Here is a 17,686-nt window from a genome sequence, read left to right as displayed (position 1 = left end):
AAAGATAAGAAAAATCAACGCTTGAAAAGCTGAATAGGAAAGATAATAATTCTCATTGAGATTACACATATTCTTACATCTCTATAACGCGCGTCTTTCTACTTCACTCCTGCGAGACGGGAGCGATAAGCCTACTTATTTAAGGGATTGATAATGAGAATGCCTTTTATCCTGAAGCGTTCCGTTCTGCTCTGTTCTGTCGCACTTTGCACACCCGCTCTCACCTGGGCCGCCGATACCCTGGTCGTTACCGCACAGCCTGTCGAAACGGCTACTTCTCCGACCGAAGGCTATACGGCGAAAACCAGCAGCGGCGCTACTAAAACCGATCGCCCACTGATAACCACCGGCCAGTCTGTTTCCGTGGTGACCCGCCAGCAGATGGAAGATCAGGGCGCGATGGACGTTAACCAGGCGCTGAACTATACCGCCGGGGCCTTCACCAACTTCGCAGGGGCGGCCACGCGCTACGATACGGTTTCGCTGCGCGGCTTCCACGGCGGCGACGTGGACAACATCTTCCTTGATGGCCTGCGCCTGATGAGCGATCCCGGCAGCTACAATGTGCTACAGGTCGATCCCTGGTTCCTTGAGCGTATCGACGTCATCAAAGGTCCTTCCTCCGCACTCTACGGTCAGACCGTGCCGGGCGGCCTGGTGATGGAAACCTCTAAGCGCCCGCAGTTCTCCCCGCAGGGCCATTTCCGCCTGTTCACCGGCACCAACAGCACTAACGGCGCGGCCTTTGATTACACCGACGCAATCAACGAACAGTGGGCGTTTCGCCTGACGGGTATTACCCGCAACAGCGATACCCAGTATGACCATACCCGCGAAGAGAAATATGCTATCTCCCCGTCGCTGCTGTGGCAGCCGGATGAAGATACCTCACTGCTGCTGCGCGCCTATCTGCAAAAAGACCCCTCCGGCGGCTACCACAGCGCGGTGCCGGGTGACGGCAGCATCACCGAACATAATGGTCGTAAGCTGAGCACCGGCTTCTATGACGGCGACAGTTCGCTGGATCAGTTCAAGCGCAATGAGCAAATCTACAGCGCCGAATTCGCGCATCGCTTTAACGATACCTGGGCATTCCGCTCGAATGCCAGCTACTCGCACTCAAACGTCGATCTCGATCAGGTGTATCAGATTGGCTGGGACACCGCCAATCCTGACCTGCTGAATCGCTACTACTCCGGCTCCCGTTCCTCGCTGGACGCCTTTGCCATCGACAACCAGCTGGAAGCAGACTTCGCTACCGGCGAGGTTGACCACAAGGTAGTGCTGGGCGCTGAGTATCATCAGTATAAAAATGATCTGAGCGATGCCAGCGGCTATGCCAGCCAGCTGAATGCCGTTACCGGTCGGGCTGTAGGGCTCAACCCGGACTACGCCTTCAGTAAGTCGCAGCGCCGCTACTACCAGACCGGGGTCTATCTGCAGGATGAGATGGTGTGGAATAAGTGGCATCTGGACCTGTCCGGCCGCTACGATCGCATCGTCTCGCAGACGGAAAACTATGCTTACGACAGCAAATACCGTCGTCAGGATGACCATATTGGCGGTCGCGCGGCCCTGCTTTATGCCTTCGATAACGGCATTTCGCCTTACGCCAGCTACAGCCAGGCCATTACGCCGCAATCCCTCTCCGGTCGGGACGGTAACCTGCTCAAGCCAACGACCTCTGAGCAGTATGAGGCCGGTGTGAAGTATCAGCCGGTGGGTACCTCCGATCTCTACTCCATCGCCGTTTATGATTTAACGCAGAAGGATGTTGGCAACCGCGTGGTGGTGGGCTCCTACTATGATCCGGCAGGAAAAGTGCATTCACAGGGGCTTGAACTGGAAGCACACAACCAGCTCACGCCGCGCCTGAGCACCCTTGCCAGCTATACGCTGAACCACGTGCGCTATAAGGACTCGGTGGACGGCAACGACGGACATACCCCTTACGTCACGCCGAATTCCATGGCGTCGGCCTGGGCTAAATACCAGTTTGACTATGGGCTGAGCGTCGGTGCGGGCGTGCGCTATATCGGCAAGCAGTGGGCAGATAACGAAAATACTACGCGCCTGCCCTCCGTCACGCTGTTTGACGCGTCAGTGCGTGCCGATCTGGGCGCCTGGAACAGCAGCCTGAAAGGCGCCTTCGTGCAGGTTAACGCCAATAACCTGACCGATCGTGACTACGTCTCGGCCTGTTACGGTACCGGTTACTGCTACTGGGGCGCTGAGCGGACTATTATGGCGACCGTCGGCTACGACTTCTGATGCGACGTCGCTGTTCCAGATAGTGTGCCGGGGTATGTGCAGCGGTAATGCGCGCATTAATTCAGCGTAACGCCTCAGTCAGCCCGAAAACTCAGCGTGGGATAACCCTGCGCTGAGTTTTTTTATGCCCGGCAGTCAGTCACTTTCCGTGTCATAAAAATGTCATATTGCGTACATGTCACTGTCATCAAAATGTCCTATTTTCCCTCCAGCAGCAAAAAATACTGAGATTAAGACCGCGTGTAGTCTGACTTTTAATCCCCCGGAGGGAATATGACACTGGTACGCAAAACCCTGACGCAATTCGTCGCAGTAACCCTTTCACTTAGCACTCTTTCCGTCATGGCGGCCACCAATTTGACCGGCGCGGGCGGCACCTTCCCGGCACCGGTTTATAACAAATGGGCCGCAGAGTACAACACGGCGACGGGTGCGCAGGTTAACTATCAGGGCATTGGATCCTCCGGCGGTGTAAAGCAAATCATCGCGAAAACCGTCGACTTTGGCGCGTCTGACGCCCCAATGAAAGACGACGAACTGCAAAAAAATGGCCTGTTCCAGTTTCCTACCGTGATTGGCGGCGTGGTACTGGCCGTTAATCTGCCTGGGGTGAAATCCGGCCAGCTGACGCTGGACGGGAAAACCGTCGGCGATATTTATCTGGGCAACGTTAAAAAGTGGAATGACCCGGCTATTAGTCGCCTGAACCCTGGCGTTAAGCTGCCCGACAGCAACATCAACGTGGTGCGCCGCGCCGACGGATCCGGCACCTCGTTCGTCTTCACCAGCTACCTGGCAAAGGTGAACAGCGACTGGAACAGCAAAGTGGGCAAGGGGAATACCGTAAACTGGCCGGTTGGCCTGGGCGGTAAGGGTAATGACGGCGTTGCTGCCTTTGTTCAGCGGCTGCCAGGCTCAATTGGCTACGTCGAGTATGCCTATGCGAAACAAAACGGCCTGGCCTGGACCAAACTGCTGGATGCCGATGGCAAAGCGGTTGAACCCGGTGAGCAGAGCTTCAGCAATGCGGCGAAAGGCGCAGACTGGCAGCGCTCTTTTGCTCAGGATCTGACGTTTCAGAAGGGCGAAAATGCCTGGCCGATTACCTCCACCACCTTCATTTTGCTGCATAACGTGCAGGATAGCGCCGACAAGGGCGCAGCCGTGCTGAAATTCTTCGACTGGGCCTACAAAAACGGCAGCAAAACCACCACCAGCCTCGACTATGCGCCGCTGCCGGATGCGGTAGTTAAGCAGATCCGCGCCGCATGGAAAACCAACGTTAAAGACAGCTCAGGCAAGGCCCTCTTTTAGTCAAGGGGCTCGCTGACTGACCCCGGTATGGGGCGAGCCCTGGGCCGCCCCTACACTTCACTTACTGAGAACGCTATGGCTGCAACCACGCCGACATTCAGGCCTCCCGGCAGGCGGGGCGATATTATCTTCAGCGCGCTGGTTAAGCTGGCGGCGCTGATTGTACTGTTGCTGCTGGGCGGCATTATCGTTTCGCTTATTATCTCCTCCTGGCCGAGTATCCAGAAGTTTGGTTTCGCATTTTTATGGACCAAAACCTGGGATGCGCCCAACGAACAGTTTGGTGCGCTGGTGCCCATTTATGGCACCGTTGTCACCTCAATCATCGCGCTGATCATTGCCGTACCGGTCAGCTTCGGTATCGCCCTGTTCCTGACCGAGCTGGCGCCCAACTGGCTGCGCCGTCCGCTCGGCGTGGCCATTGAACTGCTGGCCGCGATCCCGAGCATCGTCTATGGCATGTGGGGCCTGTTTATCTTTGCCCCGCTGTTTGCCACCTGGTTCCAGACGCCGCTCGGCGATCTGATGGCGAATATTCCCATCGTCGGCGCACTCTTCTCCGGTCCGGCCTTCGGTATCGGCATTCTGGCCGCCGGGATTATTCTCGCCATTATGATCATTCCCTATATCGCGTCGGTTATGCGCGACGTCTTCGAACAGACGCCGGTGATGATGAAGGAATCTGCCTACGGCATTGGCTGTACCACCTGGGAGGTTATCTGGCGCGTGGTGCTGCCGTTTACTAAAAACGGCGTGATCGGCGGGGTGATGCTTGGCCTCGGGCGCGCGCTCGGTGAAACCATGGCGGTGACCTTTATCATTGGCAACACCTACCAGCTCGACAGCCCGTCGCTGTTTATGCCGGGCAACAGCATTACCTCGGCGCTGGCGAATGAGTTTGCCGAAGCCGAATCGGGCGTGCATACCTCCGCGCTGATGGAGCTGGGGCTGATCCTTTTCGTCATTACCTTTATCGTGCTGGCCTGCTCTAAGCTGATGATCCTGCGCCTGGCGAAAAGTGAAGGAGGGCGCTCATGACCGCGCTGGACATGCATACCCCTGACGGACTGGCGGCCTCGCGTCGCAAAATGCAGGCCTGGCGACGGCTGAAAAACCGCATCGCCCTGACGCTTTCGCTGATGACGATGGCGTTTGGCCTGTTCTGGCTGGTGTGGATCCTGTTTGCCACCGTTACGCGCGGTATGGATGGCCTCACGCTGTCGCTGTTTACCGAGAATACCCCACCGCCAAACACGACGGGCGGCGGTCTGGCGAACGCCATCGCTGGCAGCGGGCTGCTGATCCTCTGGTCAACGCTGGTGGGGACGCCGCTGGGGATCATGGCCGGCATTTACCTGGCGGAGTATGGCCGTAAATCCTGGCTGGCGGAGATTATCCGCTTCATTAACGATATTCTGCTCTCCGCACCCTCTATCGTGGTGGGGCTGTTCGTCTATACGCTGGTGGTGGCGCGGATGCAGCACTTTTCCGGCCTGGCGGGCGTGGTGGCGCTGGCGCTGCTGCAGATCCCGATCGTCATCCGCACCACGGAAAACATGCTCCGGCTGGTGCCCGACAGCCTGCGCGAAGCGGCCTATGCGCTGGGTACGCCAAAATGGAAGATGATCTCGGCGATTACTCTAAAAGCCTCGGTTTCCGGCATTCTCACCGGCGTGCTGCTGGCGATAGCCCGTATCGCCGGAGAGACCGCACCGCTGCTGTTTACCTCGCTCTCCAATCAGTTCTGGAGCACCGATATGATGCAGCCGCTGGCTAACCTGCCGGTGACGATCTTCAAATTTGCCATGAGTCCGTTCACGGAGTGGCAGAGTCTGGCCTGGGCGGGCGTACTGTTAATTACGCTTTGCGTCCTTCTGCTGAATATTCTGGCGCGCGTGGTCTTCGCCAGGGGCAAACATTAATTAAGCGTGCGGCTGCGGCGGCATGAACCATGCGAGAAGAACAATGGCTGACAACTCCTCCAGTAATATGATTCAGGTGCGAAATATGAACTTCTGGTATGGGAAATTCCATGCCCTGAAGAATATCAACCTGGATATTGCCAGAAATCAGGTGACCGCCTTTATCGGCCCGTCGGGCTGCGGGAAATCCACGCTGCTGCGCACCTTTAACAAGATGTTCGCGCTCTATCCGGAGCAGCGCGCGGAGGGGGAAATCCTGCTCGACGGCGAGAATATCCTGACCGCCAGCCAGGATATCGCCCTGCTGCGCGCGCGGGTGGGGATGGTCTTTCAGAAGCCGACGCCGTTCCCGATGTCGATTTACGAAAACATCGCGTTCGGTGTACGCCTGTTTGAAAAACTGTCACGTGCCGATATGGACGAGCGGGTACAATGGGCGCTGACCAAAGCTGCGCTGTGGATGGAAACCAAAGATAAGCTGCATCAGAGCGGCTACAGCCTGTCCGGTGGTCAGCAGCAGCGGCTCTGTATTGCGCGCGGCATTGCCATTCGCCCTGAAGTGCTGCTACTGGATGAACCCTGCTCGGCGCTGGATCCGATTTCCACGGGCCGTATCGAAGAGCTGATCACCGAGCTGAAGCAGGATTACACCCTGGTGATCGTTACGCACAATATGCAGCAGGCGGCGCGCTGCTCCGATCACACCGCCTTTATGTACCTGGGCGAGCTTATTGAGTTCAGCGATACCGACACGCTGTTCACTAAACCGCACCAGAAGCAGACTGAAGACTATATTACCGGCCGCTACGGTTGATTGACGGGAGAATACGATGGATAACCTTAACCTCAACAAACATATCTCCGGGCAGTTCAACGCTGAGCTGGAGCATATCCGTACCCAGGTGATGGCCATGGGTGGGCTGGTGGAGCAGCAGCTTACCGATGCCATCACCGCCATGCATAATCAGGATGGCGAGCTGGCGAAGCGGGTCATTGCGGGCGATCAGCAGGTCAATATGATGGAAGTGTCGATTGATGAAGCCTGCGTGCGGATCATCGCCCGGCGTCAGCCTACCGCCAGCGATTTACGGCTGGTGATGGCGATCATCAAAACCATTTCCGAGCTGGAACGCATCGGCGACGTGGCGGATAAAATCTGCCGCACCGCCCTGGAGAAGTTTGGCCAGCAGCATCAGTCGCTGCTGGTGAGCCTGGAGTCGCTGGGCCACCATACTATTCAGATGCTGCACGACGTCCTGGACGCCTTCGCGCGTATGGATCTCAATGCCGCCGTCGAAATTTATCGCGAAGACAAAAAGGTCGACCAGGAGTATGAAGGCATCGTGCGGCAATTGATGACCTATATGATGGAGGATCCGCGCACCATTCCCAGCGTACTCACCGCCCTGTTTTGCGCGCGCGCCATCGAGCGCATTGGCGACCGCTGCCAGAATATTTGCGAAATCATCTTCTATTTTGTAAAGGGGCAGGATTTCCGCCACATCGGCGGGGATCAGCTGGATAAACTGTTAACGGATGACAGTGAAGGCAGCAATACACCCGCCTGAGGCCCGTGACGGCGAAGACCGTCACGCATAGCGGTAAACAGGGCGCAGGCCCCGTTTTTTTCGCTGTTACTTTGTCAGATCCCATCCGCGCGCCTTCCACAGCCCCGGCAGCTGCGCCATATCATTAAACGCAGTCACCAGCGGATGGTCGATCGGCTTATTGTGGGCATCCGCACAGTAATAAAATACCGGGATACCCGCAGCAACGCCGGCGTTAGCGCCCGCTTCGGAGTCATCCACCAGAATACAGTTTTCCAGCGGCACACCCATCTGTTTCGCCGCGTGGACCATCAGGTCCGGGTCCGGTTTCCAGCTGTTGATATCGTAGCCGCTGTACAACCGGTCATCAAAAAAGCGGCGCATCTTCGTCAGGCCCAGCGAATGCTGCATTTTCGGCACGGTACCGTTTGACACCACGCAGACGGGCACGGTTATCTGCTCCAGCAGGGCATAAGCGCCTGATATTGGCTTAAGTTCAAGGTCAAAAAGGCGTGCAACTTCTGCCCGCCAGGCGGATTCAAACTCCTCCACCGGCACGGTCAGGTTAAACCGGTTAGCGACGGTTGGAATAATCTCGTACAGCTTGACGCCTTTATATTTCTCAAACATCTCCTGCAGCGGCAGCTCCGCCCCAAAGCGGGCAAAGATGTTGACGTAAGCCTGAGCACAGAGTAATTCGCTGTCAACCAGCGTCCCGTCGCAATCAAAAAACACACAGCTAACAGACATGGTGGGTTCCTGTATTCATTATCATCATGCCACTTTACCTGTCTGACACCGAAATGCGACCCGCAATTGTCAATTCCCGTTAGCGGCAGCGATCTGAAGGTAAACGCGGCGCAATCGGTTGCGAAAAAACCGCCCGACCGTCTACCAATATTAAATTTTTAGGTTAGGATAGCCGACGATAACTTCTCTTCGTTCTGGAATCACACAATGAATAATCCTGGCCTGTTACAGCGGATCTTTAAACTGCAGGAGCACGGCACGACCGCGCGCACGGAAGTGATTGCGGGGTTCACGACCTTTCTGACGATGGTCTACATCGTTTTCGTGAATCCTCAGATCCTGGGTGCAGCGGGCATGAATACCCAGGCGGTGTTTGTCACCACCTGCCTGATTGCCGCGTTCGGCAGTATTCTGATGGGCCTGGTGGCCAACCTGCCGGTTGCGCTGGCACCGGCAATGGGACTGAATGCGTTTTTTGCCTTTGTGGTGGTAGGGGCCATGGGCATTTCATGGCAGGTCGGCATGGGCGCGATATTCTGGGGGGCGACGGGCCTGCTGCTGCTGACTATTTTCCGCGTCCGCTACTGGATGATAGCCAATATTCCTCTCAGCCTGCGGGTGGGCATTACCGCCGGTATCGGCCTGTTTATTGCGATGATCGGTCTGAAGAACGCCGGCATTGTGGTTGCTAACCCGGAGACGCTGGTGGCCGTCGGCCACTTAACCTCCCATAGCGTACTGCTGGGGGCGCTGGGCTTCTTTATTATCGCCATTCTGGCGTCACGCAATATCCATATTGCGGTACTGGTCTCCATTGTGGTGACCACGCTGATTGGCCTGGCCATTGGCGATGTGAAGTACGGCGGGGTATTCTCCGCGCCAACGGGCATCACCTCGATTATCGGCCAGGTCGATCTGGCCGGGTCGCTCAACGTCGGCATGGCGGGGATCATCTTCTCCTTTATGCTGGTGAACCTGTTCGACTCCTCCGGTACGCTGGTCGGCGTAACGGATAAAGCCGGTCTGACCGATGAGAAAGGCACCTTCCCGCGTATGAAGCAGGCGCTCTATGTCGACAGCATCAGCTCGGTGGTTGGCTCATATATCGGCACCTCTTCGGTGACGGCCTACATCGAAAGCTCATCGGGCGTCGCTATCGGTGGCCGCACCGGGCTGATGGCGGTGGTCACCGGGATCCTGTTCCTGCTGGTGATGTTCCTTTCACCCCTGGCGGGTATGGTGCCGCCCTATGCGGCAGCCGGTGCCCTGATTTACGTTGGTGTACTGATGACCTCAAGCCTGACGCGGATAAAGTGGGAGGATCTGACCGAAGCCGTTCCGGCATTCGTTACCGCTATCATGATGCCGTTCAGCTTCTCTATCACCGAGGGGATCGCACTCGGTTTTATCTCTTACTGCGTGATGAAGCTCGGCAGCGGCCGCTGGCGTGAAATGAGCCCCTGCGTCATCGCCGTGACTCTTCTGTTTATTCTCAAGATCGTCTTTATTGACGCACACTAAGATAGATCGCTGACAGCAGGCAAATCTGCCTGCTGTCGGTAAGCTGAGTCATTACGGCTCCCTGCGTTTTTCTGGCAGGGAGCTGATTAATTTCAACGTGCGCGGCCCCATCTTCTTCCCCTCGATAGCGGTAATAGAAACCCAGCGATCGCCCCCTTCATACTGCCAGAGATGCAGGCGTTCGCTGCCCGGCGTGCGTGCGCAGGACCAGACCATAAACTCCTCCGCGTCGGAAATGGCCTGAATGTCGGGAAAGGCCTCTGAGCGCAGACGCCCCGATGCGGGAAACAGCCGTAGCGGCTGCGACGGGTCATTATCCGGAAGCTTCAGTATGCTCTGCCGTATCATCCATAGCTGGGCCGCCGCTTCATCCGGATCGTTTTGGGCGTTAATCCACGCTTTTTCGCCCGAAGAGAAGAGGGTGGAAAACTGTTTCTGCAACTGCCGACTGTGGGCCCGGAAAATATCCATTGCCAGCCCAACTGCACCCTCTTCATCAGCCAGCAGGATGCCGACAATATTGCCGGTATAGGCGATGCTGAAATCAGGAAGCTGCGGATCGACAAAGCAGGGGCGGCCACTGGCCGTCACGGTAAGCTCGGGCAGGGAAGTTATGCCATAAACGTGCAGCATCAGCTGTGCCAGCAGCGTGCGGGAAGCCAGATAGCGCCTTCGACGCCTGTCAGGCAGCCCGGCAGCATAGCGGATCAGGGTGGGCGGGAGGTGCTGCGCGGGTATCCCGGCCCAGTCGGGCGTCCAGCGCGCGAAATGACATGCCATTGGTCACTCCATGATAATGGTCGAGGGTCGTCTTCGCTATTGTAAGAATTTTCTTAAGCGATTACACGTCGCTTTGCCGGGTTCGGGATAAATTCGGATTATTGGCACTTTTGCCTCGCTCCACTGTTCTCCGCAGACGATGTTTTGATTGCGGTTCAGCCTGTTTTAACTCAGGATCTGCACCATAACGCTGGATCACCTGGGGCGCGAGAAGGGAGAAAAAACCTGTGCAACCTCACTATTTTCTGAGTATTGATGGCGGCGGTACGCGATGTCGCGCCCGGCTCACTGACCGTCAGAATCATCTGCTGGCCGAAGCGGTTGGCGGGCCCGCCAACGTCTGGTCACAGTTTGAGGCGGCGCTGGCAAGCGTGGAGGCACTGACAGAGCGGGTGATGACGGCGGCAGGGCTGCCACCCGCCGCGCGGGCACAAATCGCAATGGTTGCCGGTCTTGCGGGGGCCAATGTCGCCTCGGTCAAAGCTCGCCTTGCCGACTGGCAGCCCGTCTGCGCCTCTTTACGGGTGGTGGGCGACGTGGATATTGCCTGTCTGGGTGCACATCAGGGCGCACCCGGCGCGGCGCTGATCGTCGGCACCGGCAGTCAGGGCGTCTTATGGGATGGCGAGCGCTTTTCCCGGGTAGGCGGCTGGGGTTTTGCGCTATCCGATCACGGCTCGGGTGCCGAGCTGGGACGCCGCACCCTGCGGCTGGCGTTGCTGGCCCATGAGGGCATTGTGCCCGAAACGGCGTTCACCGACCGCGTGATGGGCAGGTTTGATCGCAGCCCGGAAGCCATGCTGCTGTGGACGCAGCGGGCAATGCCCGCCGACTGGGGCAGCGTGGTGCCGGAGGTGTTCGCGGCGGCGCAGGCAGGCGATCCCCACGCAGACCAGCTGATACAGCAAACTGCTGATGATATCGCGCTGCTGGTGCGGCGACTGATGGGGGCCGATGGCGGCCGTCTGGCGTTAATGGGCGGCCTGGCAGAACCTGTCCAGCCCTGGCTTGCGCCCGACATTCTGGCGATGCTGGTGCCGCCGCTGGGCGATGCCCTCAGCGGCGCTGGCTGGCTGGCGCGGCAGGGTTAACACTTTGCTTCGCGTTAAGTGATACTGGAACAGTAACTACCGTAATTATCATTGCAGTAGCCGCGACCTTCCGGATTCAGCCTGCGCAGGCGGGCCGGTCATAATTTAGAACTTCTGACGAGTGTAATAACGAACTGCTCCATTTCAGCAATATTCAGCAGGGATGAATTAAGTTTATTTACGGAAAAGTGCGGCCAGTTTGCCGCGCTGCACCTGTAGGGTAAGATGACTACTCACTGCAATAAGCCTGATGCCCTTCCGGCGGGGTTCCTTGATGGATCATATTCTCTCCTTTAAACACCCAAAAATACCAGGGTTAATGGTACCCAGGAATCGCATCGTTTTTATAAATATCATCCCGGGGAGTAAATTATGGGATCAGGCGCACAGGGCTTATAATGCTTATTGCGGTGAGTGAACCAGCGTATATTTCGATAGAAAACGCTCTTAACGTGCCGGGTTTAGCTATCCAAACTCCCCCAGCAGATCCATGGCCTGAACAATACGAATAAAAAGCATCCTTAATTATCCATGAAATTACGGATGATGACACGAGCACAGGATCGGTGAAACTATCCTGCACTCTAAGTATATTAGAAGTAAAAATTTTTCATCATGAACAATTACCTTGGAAGGAACTTTGCATTGTCGACTCTTTCGACCTCTTCCAGGGTGATATTGTAAACACTCGATGGTGATATTGTCATCTCGGTAACTTTGAAATGAGCCTTAGGAGAATACAGTCTTTCTCCCTCACCGTTACCAAATGCCATGCCATTTTGAACATATATACTATTGCCGCTGTTGCCTTTCACCGTGAACATCACTTTAACGCTACTCTGACTGCGTTCAGCGAAACCCTTAGCAATTTCTTTAACTCTGGAGGTGGAAAAGAATTGTCCGGTCTGATAAACAGTATCAGTTTTATTTTGCACATCGGTTTTAAATTGACTGATTAAAGCGTTAATCGAATTATCCGTCATTCCTTGCCCACGGTAGGTGGTACTCATTTCATTTGAAGGGGTATAAAAATCATCAATGGCATTTTTAACCAGTTGGGGTAACTGAGCACATCTATTTATGATCATGCTTTTAACCTTTGCTCCACCACGGTAAAAAATGTTATCACCAAAGGCTTTACGATATTCTTCAACAACTTTACTGCCGCTAAATTGGAGACTTTCGAGCATCAGGCCATACTGGTGACGCGCTTCATGGTTGATCGCTTTACAACCCGCGTTACTCTGATAGATTGTTGAAAAATCTGCCCGCTTAATATCTCCTTCTGCCTTATCTTTTGTTAATTCTCTATATGTTACCCTTATTTCATTCAGTTCCAGGTTAACATGTTTTCCTTTTTCCGTTAATTCTTTAATTTTGAGGGCATTTATGTTGTACTCTTTTTTTAATTTATCCCTCTCGCTCATTTGATTATTTTTTTCTTTCTCGAGAGTTTTAATTGCAGTTTTAGCTGAGAGCTTATTGGTGTGGGGGTTTATTTTTTTTACTGCATCTTCACGTTCTATTTTATATCGATATCCATGAAATAATTTTTTTAATAAATTACGAGGCTCCCCATATTTAAAATGATCTTCTTTCAGCCGCACGCGGGCATCTTTACCGTACTTTTCTGCTACCGTTTCAAGTTCTATCAGGGATAAATCATTAGAGGAAATAGTCTTTTCATAGGGATCAATTTTGCGAGCTAGAATATCTTGAGTGTTTTTTATTTCTGAGATCTCCCACGTAATCTTTTTTTGTTCCTTCCTACACTTATTTATCCGATTTACCACCATTTTCGTAGTGAGTGGAGTGTTTTGGTTAACAGCGCTCGCTGGCATTTTTCTTTCCTTTATTGTATGGATGTTGAGTAGTGCCAAATATATTAATATATAATTATTACAGGTTTTTATATGAAAACTATTATAAAGCGATTAAACGCATGGAATAGCAGGCTGCCGGATTCAATTTTGCAGTGCAAAGCTAAGCAGCCAGTCTTAGCTCTGTCACGATCATTGAAGATTGCCGGGAGCCTGAACTCGGGCAGAAATTACATCTGTTAACTTAGAGACTCCGTCTCACTTCCCAATGCAAAAGCTGGAGAAAATCCGGCCTAACAGGTCATCGGAGGTGAACGCGCCGGTGATCTCGCTCAGGCAGTTCTGGGCGGCACGCAGCTCCTCCGCCAGTAGCTCGCCCGCTTTTGCCCCCAGCAGCTGCTCGCGGCCGTCAAGTAAGTGAGTAGCCGCTAACTCCAGCGCATGAAGGTGACGACGGCGGGCAAGGAAGCCACCTTCCATATTACCGGCAAAGCCCATGCTCTCTTTCAGATGGTCGCGCAGCAGGTCGATTCCCTCGCCGGTGCGGGCCGAGAGGCGGATAAGTGAGTGACCATTCACTTTCGTCATTCCCAGCGCTTCGCCGGTGACGTCCGCTTTATTGCGTACCACGGTTATCGGCAGCGCGGCGGGCAGGCGGGCAATAAAGTCCGGCCAGATGTCCGCAGGCTCGGTGGCCGCCGTGGTCGTGCCGTCAACCATAAACAGCACGCGATCGGCCCCTTCGATTTCGTGCCAGGCCCGTTCAATACCAATCCGCTCCACTTCATCGCCGGCCTCGCGCAGGCCCGCCGTATCAATAATATGCAGCGGCATACCGTCGATATGGATATGCTCGCGCAGCACGTCGCGGGTGGTGCCGGCGATATCGGTGACGATGGCCGCTTCGCGTCCGGCCAGCGCATTCAGCAGGCTGGATTTACCGGCGTTAGGGCGACCCGCGATCACCACCTTCATTCCTTCACGCAGCAGGCTGCCCTGACGCGCTTCGGCCCGGACGGCCTCAAGGTCGGTAATCACCTGGTTAAGCAGGGCCTCGATTTTCCCGTCGGAGAGGAAGTCGATCTCCTCATCCGGGAAGTCGATAGCCGCTTCGACGTAGATCCGCAAGTGAGTGAGTGCTTCCACAAGATGGTTAACACGCAGTGAAAATGCCCCCTGCAGCGAGTTCACCGCCGAGCGCGCCGCCTGTTCGGAACTGGCATCAATCAGGTCGGCAATCGCTTCTGCCTGGGCCAGATCGAGCTTATCGTTCAGAAACGCACGCTCGGAGAACTCGCCGGGACGGGCGATACGCACGTTCGACATCGACAGAATACGCCGCAGCAGCAGGTCAAGTATCACCGGCCCGCCGTGGCCCTGTAGCTCCAGGACGTCTTCGCCGGTAAAGGAGTGAGGGCCGGGAAACCACAGGGCGATCCCCTGATCCAGCGTGCTGCCGTCCAGGTCGCGGAAGGGCAGATAATCGGCGTAGCGCGGTTTGGGCAACTTGCCCAGCAGGGCCCGTGCCACGTCGGCCGCCTGGCTGCCGGAGATACGCAGGATACCCACACCACCCCGGCCGGGCGGCGTCGCCTGGGCGACGATAGTTTCGCTTTGACTCATAATCCACTCTCGTTTAGGCAAAAAAATAAGGCGGTCAGTTGACCGCCTTATTCTACCATCCTTCATCTGTCACGTTGCAGGCGCGTTAGCTTTGTAACGCCCGGCCTGTCCATCGGCCCCACTCTTTCCTTATCACCTGCATGCCGCACAATGATCGGACAGCGTTCTTATGCTTTCTTTTTGTCGCGGCTGTGAAGACCACGTTTTTCCAGGCCGCGATAAATCAGCTGCTGCTGGAGGATGGTCACCAGGTTACTGACGATGTAGTACAGTACCAGACCTGCCGGGAACCACAGGAAGAACACGGTGAAGATGACCGGCATAAAGGTCATAATCTTCTGCTGCATCGGGTCGGTCACGGTGGTCGGCGACATCTTCTGGATGAAGAACATCGTGATGCCCATCAGGATCGGCAGGATGTAGTACGGGTCCTGTGCAGAGAGGTCATGGATCCACAGGGCAAACGGCGCATGGCGCAGCTCAATGGAGCCCATCAGCATGTAATACAGCGCCAGGAAGATTGGCATCTGAATAACCAGCGGCAGACAGCCACCCAGCGGGTTTACTTTCTCGGTTTTGTACAGCGCCATCATCTCCTGACTCATACGCTGTTTGTCGTCACCGAGACGCTCACGCATGGCCTGGATTTTCGGCTGAAGCATACGCATCTTCGCCATCGAGGTGTACTGCGCCCGGGTCAGTGGGTACATGATGCCACGCACGATAAAGGTGATAACGATGATGGAGAAGCCCCAGTTACCGATAAAGCTGTGAATGAACTTCAGCAGCTTAAACAGCGGCTGAGAGATAAACCACAGCCAGCCGTAGTCAACGGTCAGGTCCAGATGCGGCGCAATTGCCGCCATCTTGTCCTGAATTTCCGGGCCAACCCACAGCGTGGCAGCCAGATTCTGCTGCGAGCCTGGCGCGACGGTGACGGGCGCAGACTTGTAGCCGACGGCGGCAATACCGTTACCGAGGTTGCTGGTGTACAGCGTATTGGTTCCGGCGGTGCGCGGTACCCACGCGGTGGCGAAATACTGCTGAAGCATCGCTACCCAGCCGTTGCTGGTGGTGGTGCTCAGGTTTTCGTTATCGCTGATTTTGTCGAATTTGTACTTCTCGTAGTTAGTCTCACTGCTGGAGTAAGCCGCGCCACGGAAGGTGTGCAACGCAAAGTTGTTGCTGCCGGTATCACGATGCTTAGGCAGGTCAATGGTCTGCTTCAGCTGGCCGAACATCGCCACTTCCAGCGGCTGCTGGGTGGTGTTGTTAACCTGATAATCGACGCCGACCGCATAGTCACCGCGCTTAAATACGAAGGTTTTGGTGTAGGTCGCGCCGTTTTCAGCAGTGAACGTCAGCGGGATACGCAGTTCGCTCTGGCCGTCAGCCATCTCATAGTTATCCTGAGAGGCAGTGAACAGTGGACGTGCGCCATTAGCCGGATTATCCGGGCCGTTACGACCGGTCAGACCGCTCTGTGCCTGATACAGAAAACCTGGGGTCGTTTCCAGCAGCTCAAATGGCTGTGAAGAACCCAGTTTGTCAGGGTAAGCCAGCAGCAGTGCCTGCTCGATATCACCACCGCGGGTGTTGATATGTAAAGACAGGACATCAGTCTTAACGGTGATCGTTTTGCCCTGGCCGCTGGCAGGTACACCCTGATTGGCGGCATCACCGGCTGAGCTGGTCGTGTTCTGTGTGGTCTGGGTCTGCACAGGCTGCGGAGCATGGTCCGTTTGCCAGGCTTGCCAGATCATAAAGGACACGAACAGAAAAGCGATGAGAAAGAGATTGCGTTGCGAATCCATCGTTAATGTTCTCTGGTATCAATGGTTATTTGGCGGCACCGGATCGTCACCACCCGGGTTTAAGGGATGGCATTTTAATACGCGTTTCGTCGTCAACCAACTGCCTTTTATTACGCCGAACCTGCGCAATGCCTCAATACCGTATTGAGAGCAAGTTGGATGAAAACGACAGTGGGGTCCTAAGAGAGGGCTGATTACGCGCTGATAGACGCGAATCAGCCCAATCAGGAGCCGCGAGCCAGGCGACAGTGTCGACGCCATATCTTCTCCAACGCTTCCGCCAGCGCCTGGTTATCCAGGTCGGCAACCCCTTTTTTCGCCACCACTACAAAATCCATAGCGGGCAGGTCATGCTGACGCAGACGAAAGCTTTCGCGGGTCAATCGCTTGATCCGGTTGCGTTCATGCGCGCGCTTGACGTGTTTTTTGGCGACGGTAAGACCGATGCGGGGATGCCCCAGCGAGTTCAGGCGGCCGAGAATAGTAATTTGCGGCGTGCCAGCTCTTTGTGGCTGCTGGAAGACGAAGGTGAAATGAGTGGGAGTTAACAAACGTAACTCCCTGGGAAATGCGAGCTTAACCACTCAGCGGTTAGCTTTTATTACTTAGAAACGGTCAGACGTGAACGGCCTTTAGCACGACGACGTGCCAGAACCTGACGACCATTTTTTGTTGCCATACGAGCACGGAAACCGTGTGAACGGTTACGCTTCAGTACGGACGGTTGAAAAGTGCGTTTCATGGCGATTTCTACCTAAACTTGGAAAATTTCACTTGGTGACGCGTTTTCATGGTCAGAAAACCGACCGACGCCTCAGTGTGTCTTTAATAAAGAGGCGGGATTGTAATAATTGTACAGTCCGGAGTCAATTTACTTCGCGTTAAAGTCGCGTCTGGATGTCCCGTTCGACCGCAAAACCAGCCGGTTCGGGCCAGAGCGCTACACGCCGGGGCGAGAATTATACGGCGTTGGGGATAAAGCGCAAGGATCGACAGGGATCTTCTGGCGATCCCGTTGCAGAAAGCGTGCAATAATAACGTGATGGAAGCGTAAAAATCCTGCGAATGCAGAGGATCCTGAATGCCTTTTGGCCGTGAAGGGGTACACTTATCACCGCGCGTCAGTGCCTGTGGATAAAATGGATCAAAACTGTGTAGAAAGTGAAGATCTCTGCCGCGCTTTACGCTATGATCCGCCCTTCCGTTAGCGATCCTCAGGGTCTGCCCGCAACG

General features: G+C 55.2%; 15 protein-coding genes and 1 pseudogene. 8 read left to right on the top strand and 8 right to left on the bottom strand.

From position 1 onward, the window contains the following. Positions 1–153 precede the first annotated feature (153 nt). The 6 genes from AAGR22_RS21680 to phoU all read left to right on the top strand — a co-directional run bounded on the left by AAGR22_RS21680 (position 154) and on the right by phoU (position 7,075). Positions 154–2,271, top strand: a complete 2,118-nt coding sequence (locus AAGR22_RS21680) for a TonB-dependent siderophore receptor (RefSeq protein WP_067700583.1) — start codon at positions 154–156, stop codon at positions 2,269–2,271. 273 nt (positions 2,272–2,544) lie between these two features. Further along, on the top strand, positions 2,545–3,585 hold the full coding sequence (pstS, locus tag AAGR22_RS21675; RefSeq protein WP_345829569.1) for a phosphate ABC transporter substrate-binding protein PstS: 1,041 nt from the start codon (positions 2,545–2,547) through the stop codon (positions 3,583–3,585). Positions 3,586–3,660: 75 nt separating this feature from the next. Beyond that, positions 3,661–4,623 (top strand): phosphate ABC transporter permease PstC, encoded by a 963-nt coding sequence (gene pstC / locus AAGR22_RS21670; protein WP_345829568.1) that lies wholly within the window; start codon positions 3,661–3,663, stop codon positions 4,621–4,623. After that, on the top strand, positions 4,620–5,507 hold the full coding sequence (pstA, locus tag AAGR22_RS21665) for a phosphate ABC transporter permease PstA (RefSeq protein WP_345829567.1): 888 nt from the start codon (positions 4,620–4,622) through the stop codon (positions 5,505–5,507). The genes pstC and pstA overlap by 4 nt, the downstream gene beginning before the upstream one ends. Before the next feature lie 43 nt (positions 5,508–5,550). Continuing rightward, positions 5,551–6,321: a phosphate ABC transporter ATP-binding protein PstB gene (gene pstB / locus AAGR22_RS21660; RefSeq protein WP_345829566.1), complete on the top strand. Its 771-nt coding sequence runs from the start codon at positions 5,551–5,553 to the stop codon at positions 6,319–6,321. 16 nt (positions 6,322–6,337) lie between these two features. Further along, positions 6,338–7,075: a phosphate signaling complex protein PhoU gene (gene phoU, locus AAGR22_RS21655; RefSeq protein ID WP_345829565.1), complete on the top strand. Its 738-nt coding sequence runs from the start codon at positions 6,338–6,340 to the stop codon at positions 7,073–7,075. Between the two features lie 66 nt (positions 7,076–7,141). Here the strand turns inward: phoU and yieH are convergent, their stop codons facing one another. Continuing rightward, complete coding sequence (gene yieH, locus AAGR22_RS21650) at positions 7,142–7,804, bottom strand: 6-phosphogluconate phosphatase (RefSeq protein ID WP_345829563.1); 663 nt, start codon at positions 7,802–7,804, stop codon at positions 7,142–7,144. A 207-nt stretch (positions 7,805–8,011) separates the two neighbouring features. Here yieH and AAGR22_RS21645 point away from each other — a divergent pair, with 207 nt between their 5' ends. Continuing rightward, complete coding sequence (locus AAGR22_RS21645; protein ID WP_345829561.1) at positions 8,012–9,325, top strand: NCS2 family permease; 1,314 nt, start codon at positions 8,012–8,014, stop codon at positions 9,323–9,325. Positions 9,326–9,376: 51 nt separating this feature from the next. On the opposite strand, the gene AAGR22_RS21640 is transcribed toward AAGR22_RS21645, so the two are convergent. Next, positions 9,377–10,105: a phosphopantetheinyl transferase gene (locus AAGR22_RS21640; RefSeq protein ID WP_345829559.1), complete on the bottom strand. Its 729-nt coding sequence runs from the start codon at positions 10,103–10,105 to the stop codon at positions 9,377–9,379. A 227-nt stretch (positions 10,106–10,332) separates the two neighbouring features. Here AAGR22_RS21640 and AAGR22_RS21635 point away from each other — a divergent pair, with 227 nt between their 5' ends. Further along, positions 10,333–11,196, top strand: coding sequence for a BadF/BadG/BcrA/BcrD ATPase family protein (locus AAGR22_RS21635; protein WP_345829557.1), 864 nt, complete (start codon positions 10,333–10,335; stop codon positions 11,194–11,196). 623 nt (positions 11,197–11,819) lie between these two features. On the opposite strand, the gene AAGR22_RS21630 is transcribed toward AAGR22_RS21635, so the two are convergent. The 6 genes and pseudogenes from AAGR22_RS21630 to rpmH all read right to left on the bottom strand — a co-directional run bounded on the left by AAGR22_RS21630 (position 11,820) and on the right by rpmH (position 17,195). Continuing rightward, positions 11,820–13,037 (bottom strand): hypothetical protein, encoded by a 1,218-nt coding sequence (locus AAGR22_RS21630; protein WP_345829555.1) that lies wholly within the window; start codon positions 13,035–13,037, stop codon positions 11,820–11,822. A 237-nt stretch (positions 13,038–13,274) separates the two neighbouring features. Beyond that, positions 13,275–14,639: a tRNA uridine-5-carboxymethylaminomethyl(34) synthesis GTPase MnmE gene (gene mnmE / locus AAGR22_RS21625; RefSeq protein WP_345829554.1), complete on the bottom strand. Its 1,365-nt coding sequence runs from the start codon at positions 14,637–14,639 to the stop codon at positions 13,275–13,277. A 167-nt stretch (positions 14,640–14,806) separates the two neighbouring features. Beyond that, entirely contained in the window at positions 14,807–16,453 is a 1,647-nt protein-coding gene (gene yidC / locus AAGR22_RS21620) for a membrane protein insertase YidC (protein WP_067700543.1), read from the bottom strand. Between the two features lie 2 nt (positions 16,454–16,455). After that, positions 16,456–16,714, bottom strand: a pseudogene (yidD, locus tag AAGR22_RS21615) (membrane protein insertion efficiency factor YidD). After that, positions 16,678–17,037, bottom strand: a complete 360-nt coding sequence (gene rnpA / locus AAGR22_RS21610) for a ribonuclease P protein component (protein ID WP_073980918.1) — start codon at positions 17,035–17,037, stop codon at positions 16,678–16,680. The pseudogene yidD and the gene rnpA overlap by 37 nt, the downstream one beginning before the upstream one ends. Positions 17,038–17,054: 17 nt before the next feature. Continuing rightward, positions 17,055–17,195: a 50S ribosomal protein L34 gene (gene rpmH, locus AAGR22_RS21605; RefSeq protein WP_003849659.1), complete on the bottom strand. Its 141-nt coding sequence runs from the start codon at positions 17,193–17,195 to the stop codon at positions 17,055–17,057. Positions 17,196–17,686: the final 491 nt, after the last annotated feature.

Source organism: Erwinia sp. HDF1-3R (assembly GCF_039621855.1).
Lineage (GTDB): Bacteria > Pseudomonadota > Gammaproteobacteria > Enterobacterales > Enterobacteriaceae > Erwinia.
This window is presented reverse-complemented; position numbering and strand designations above follow the sequence as displayed.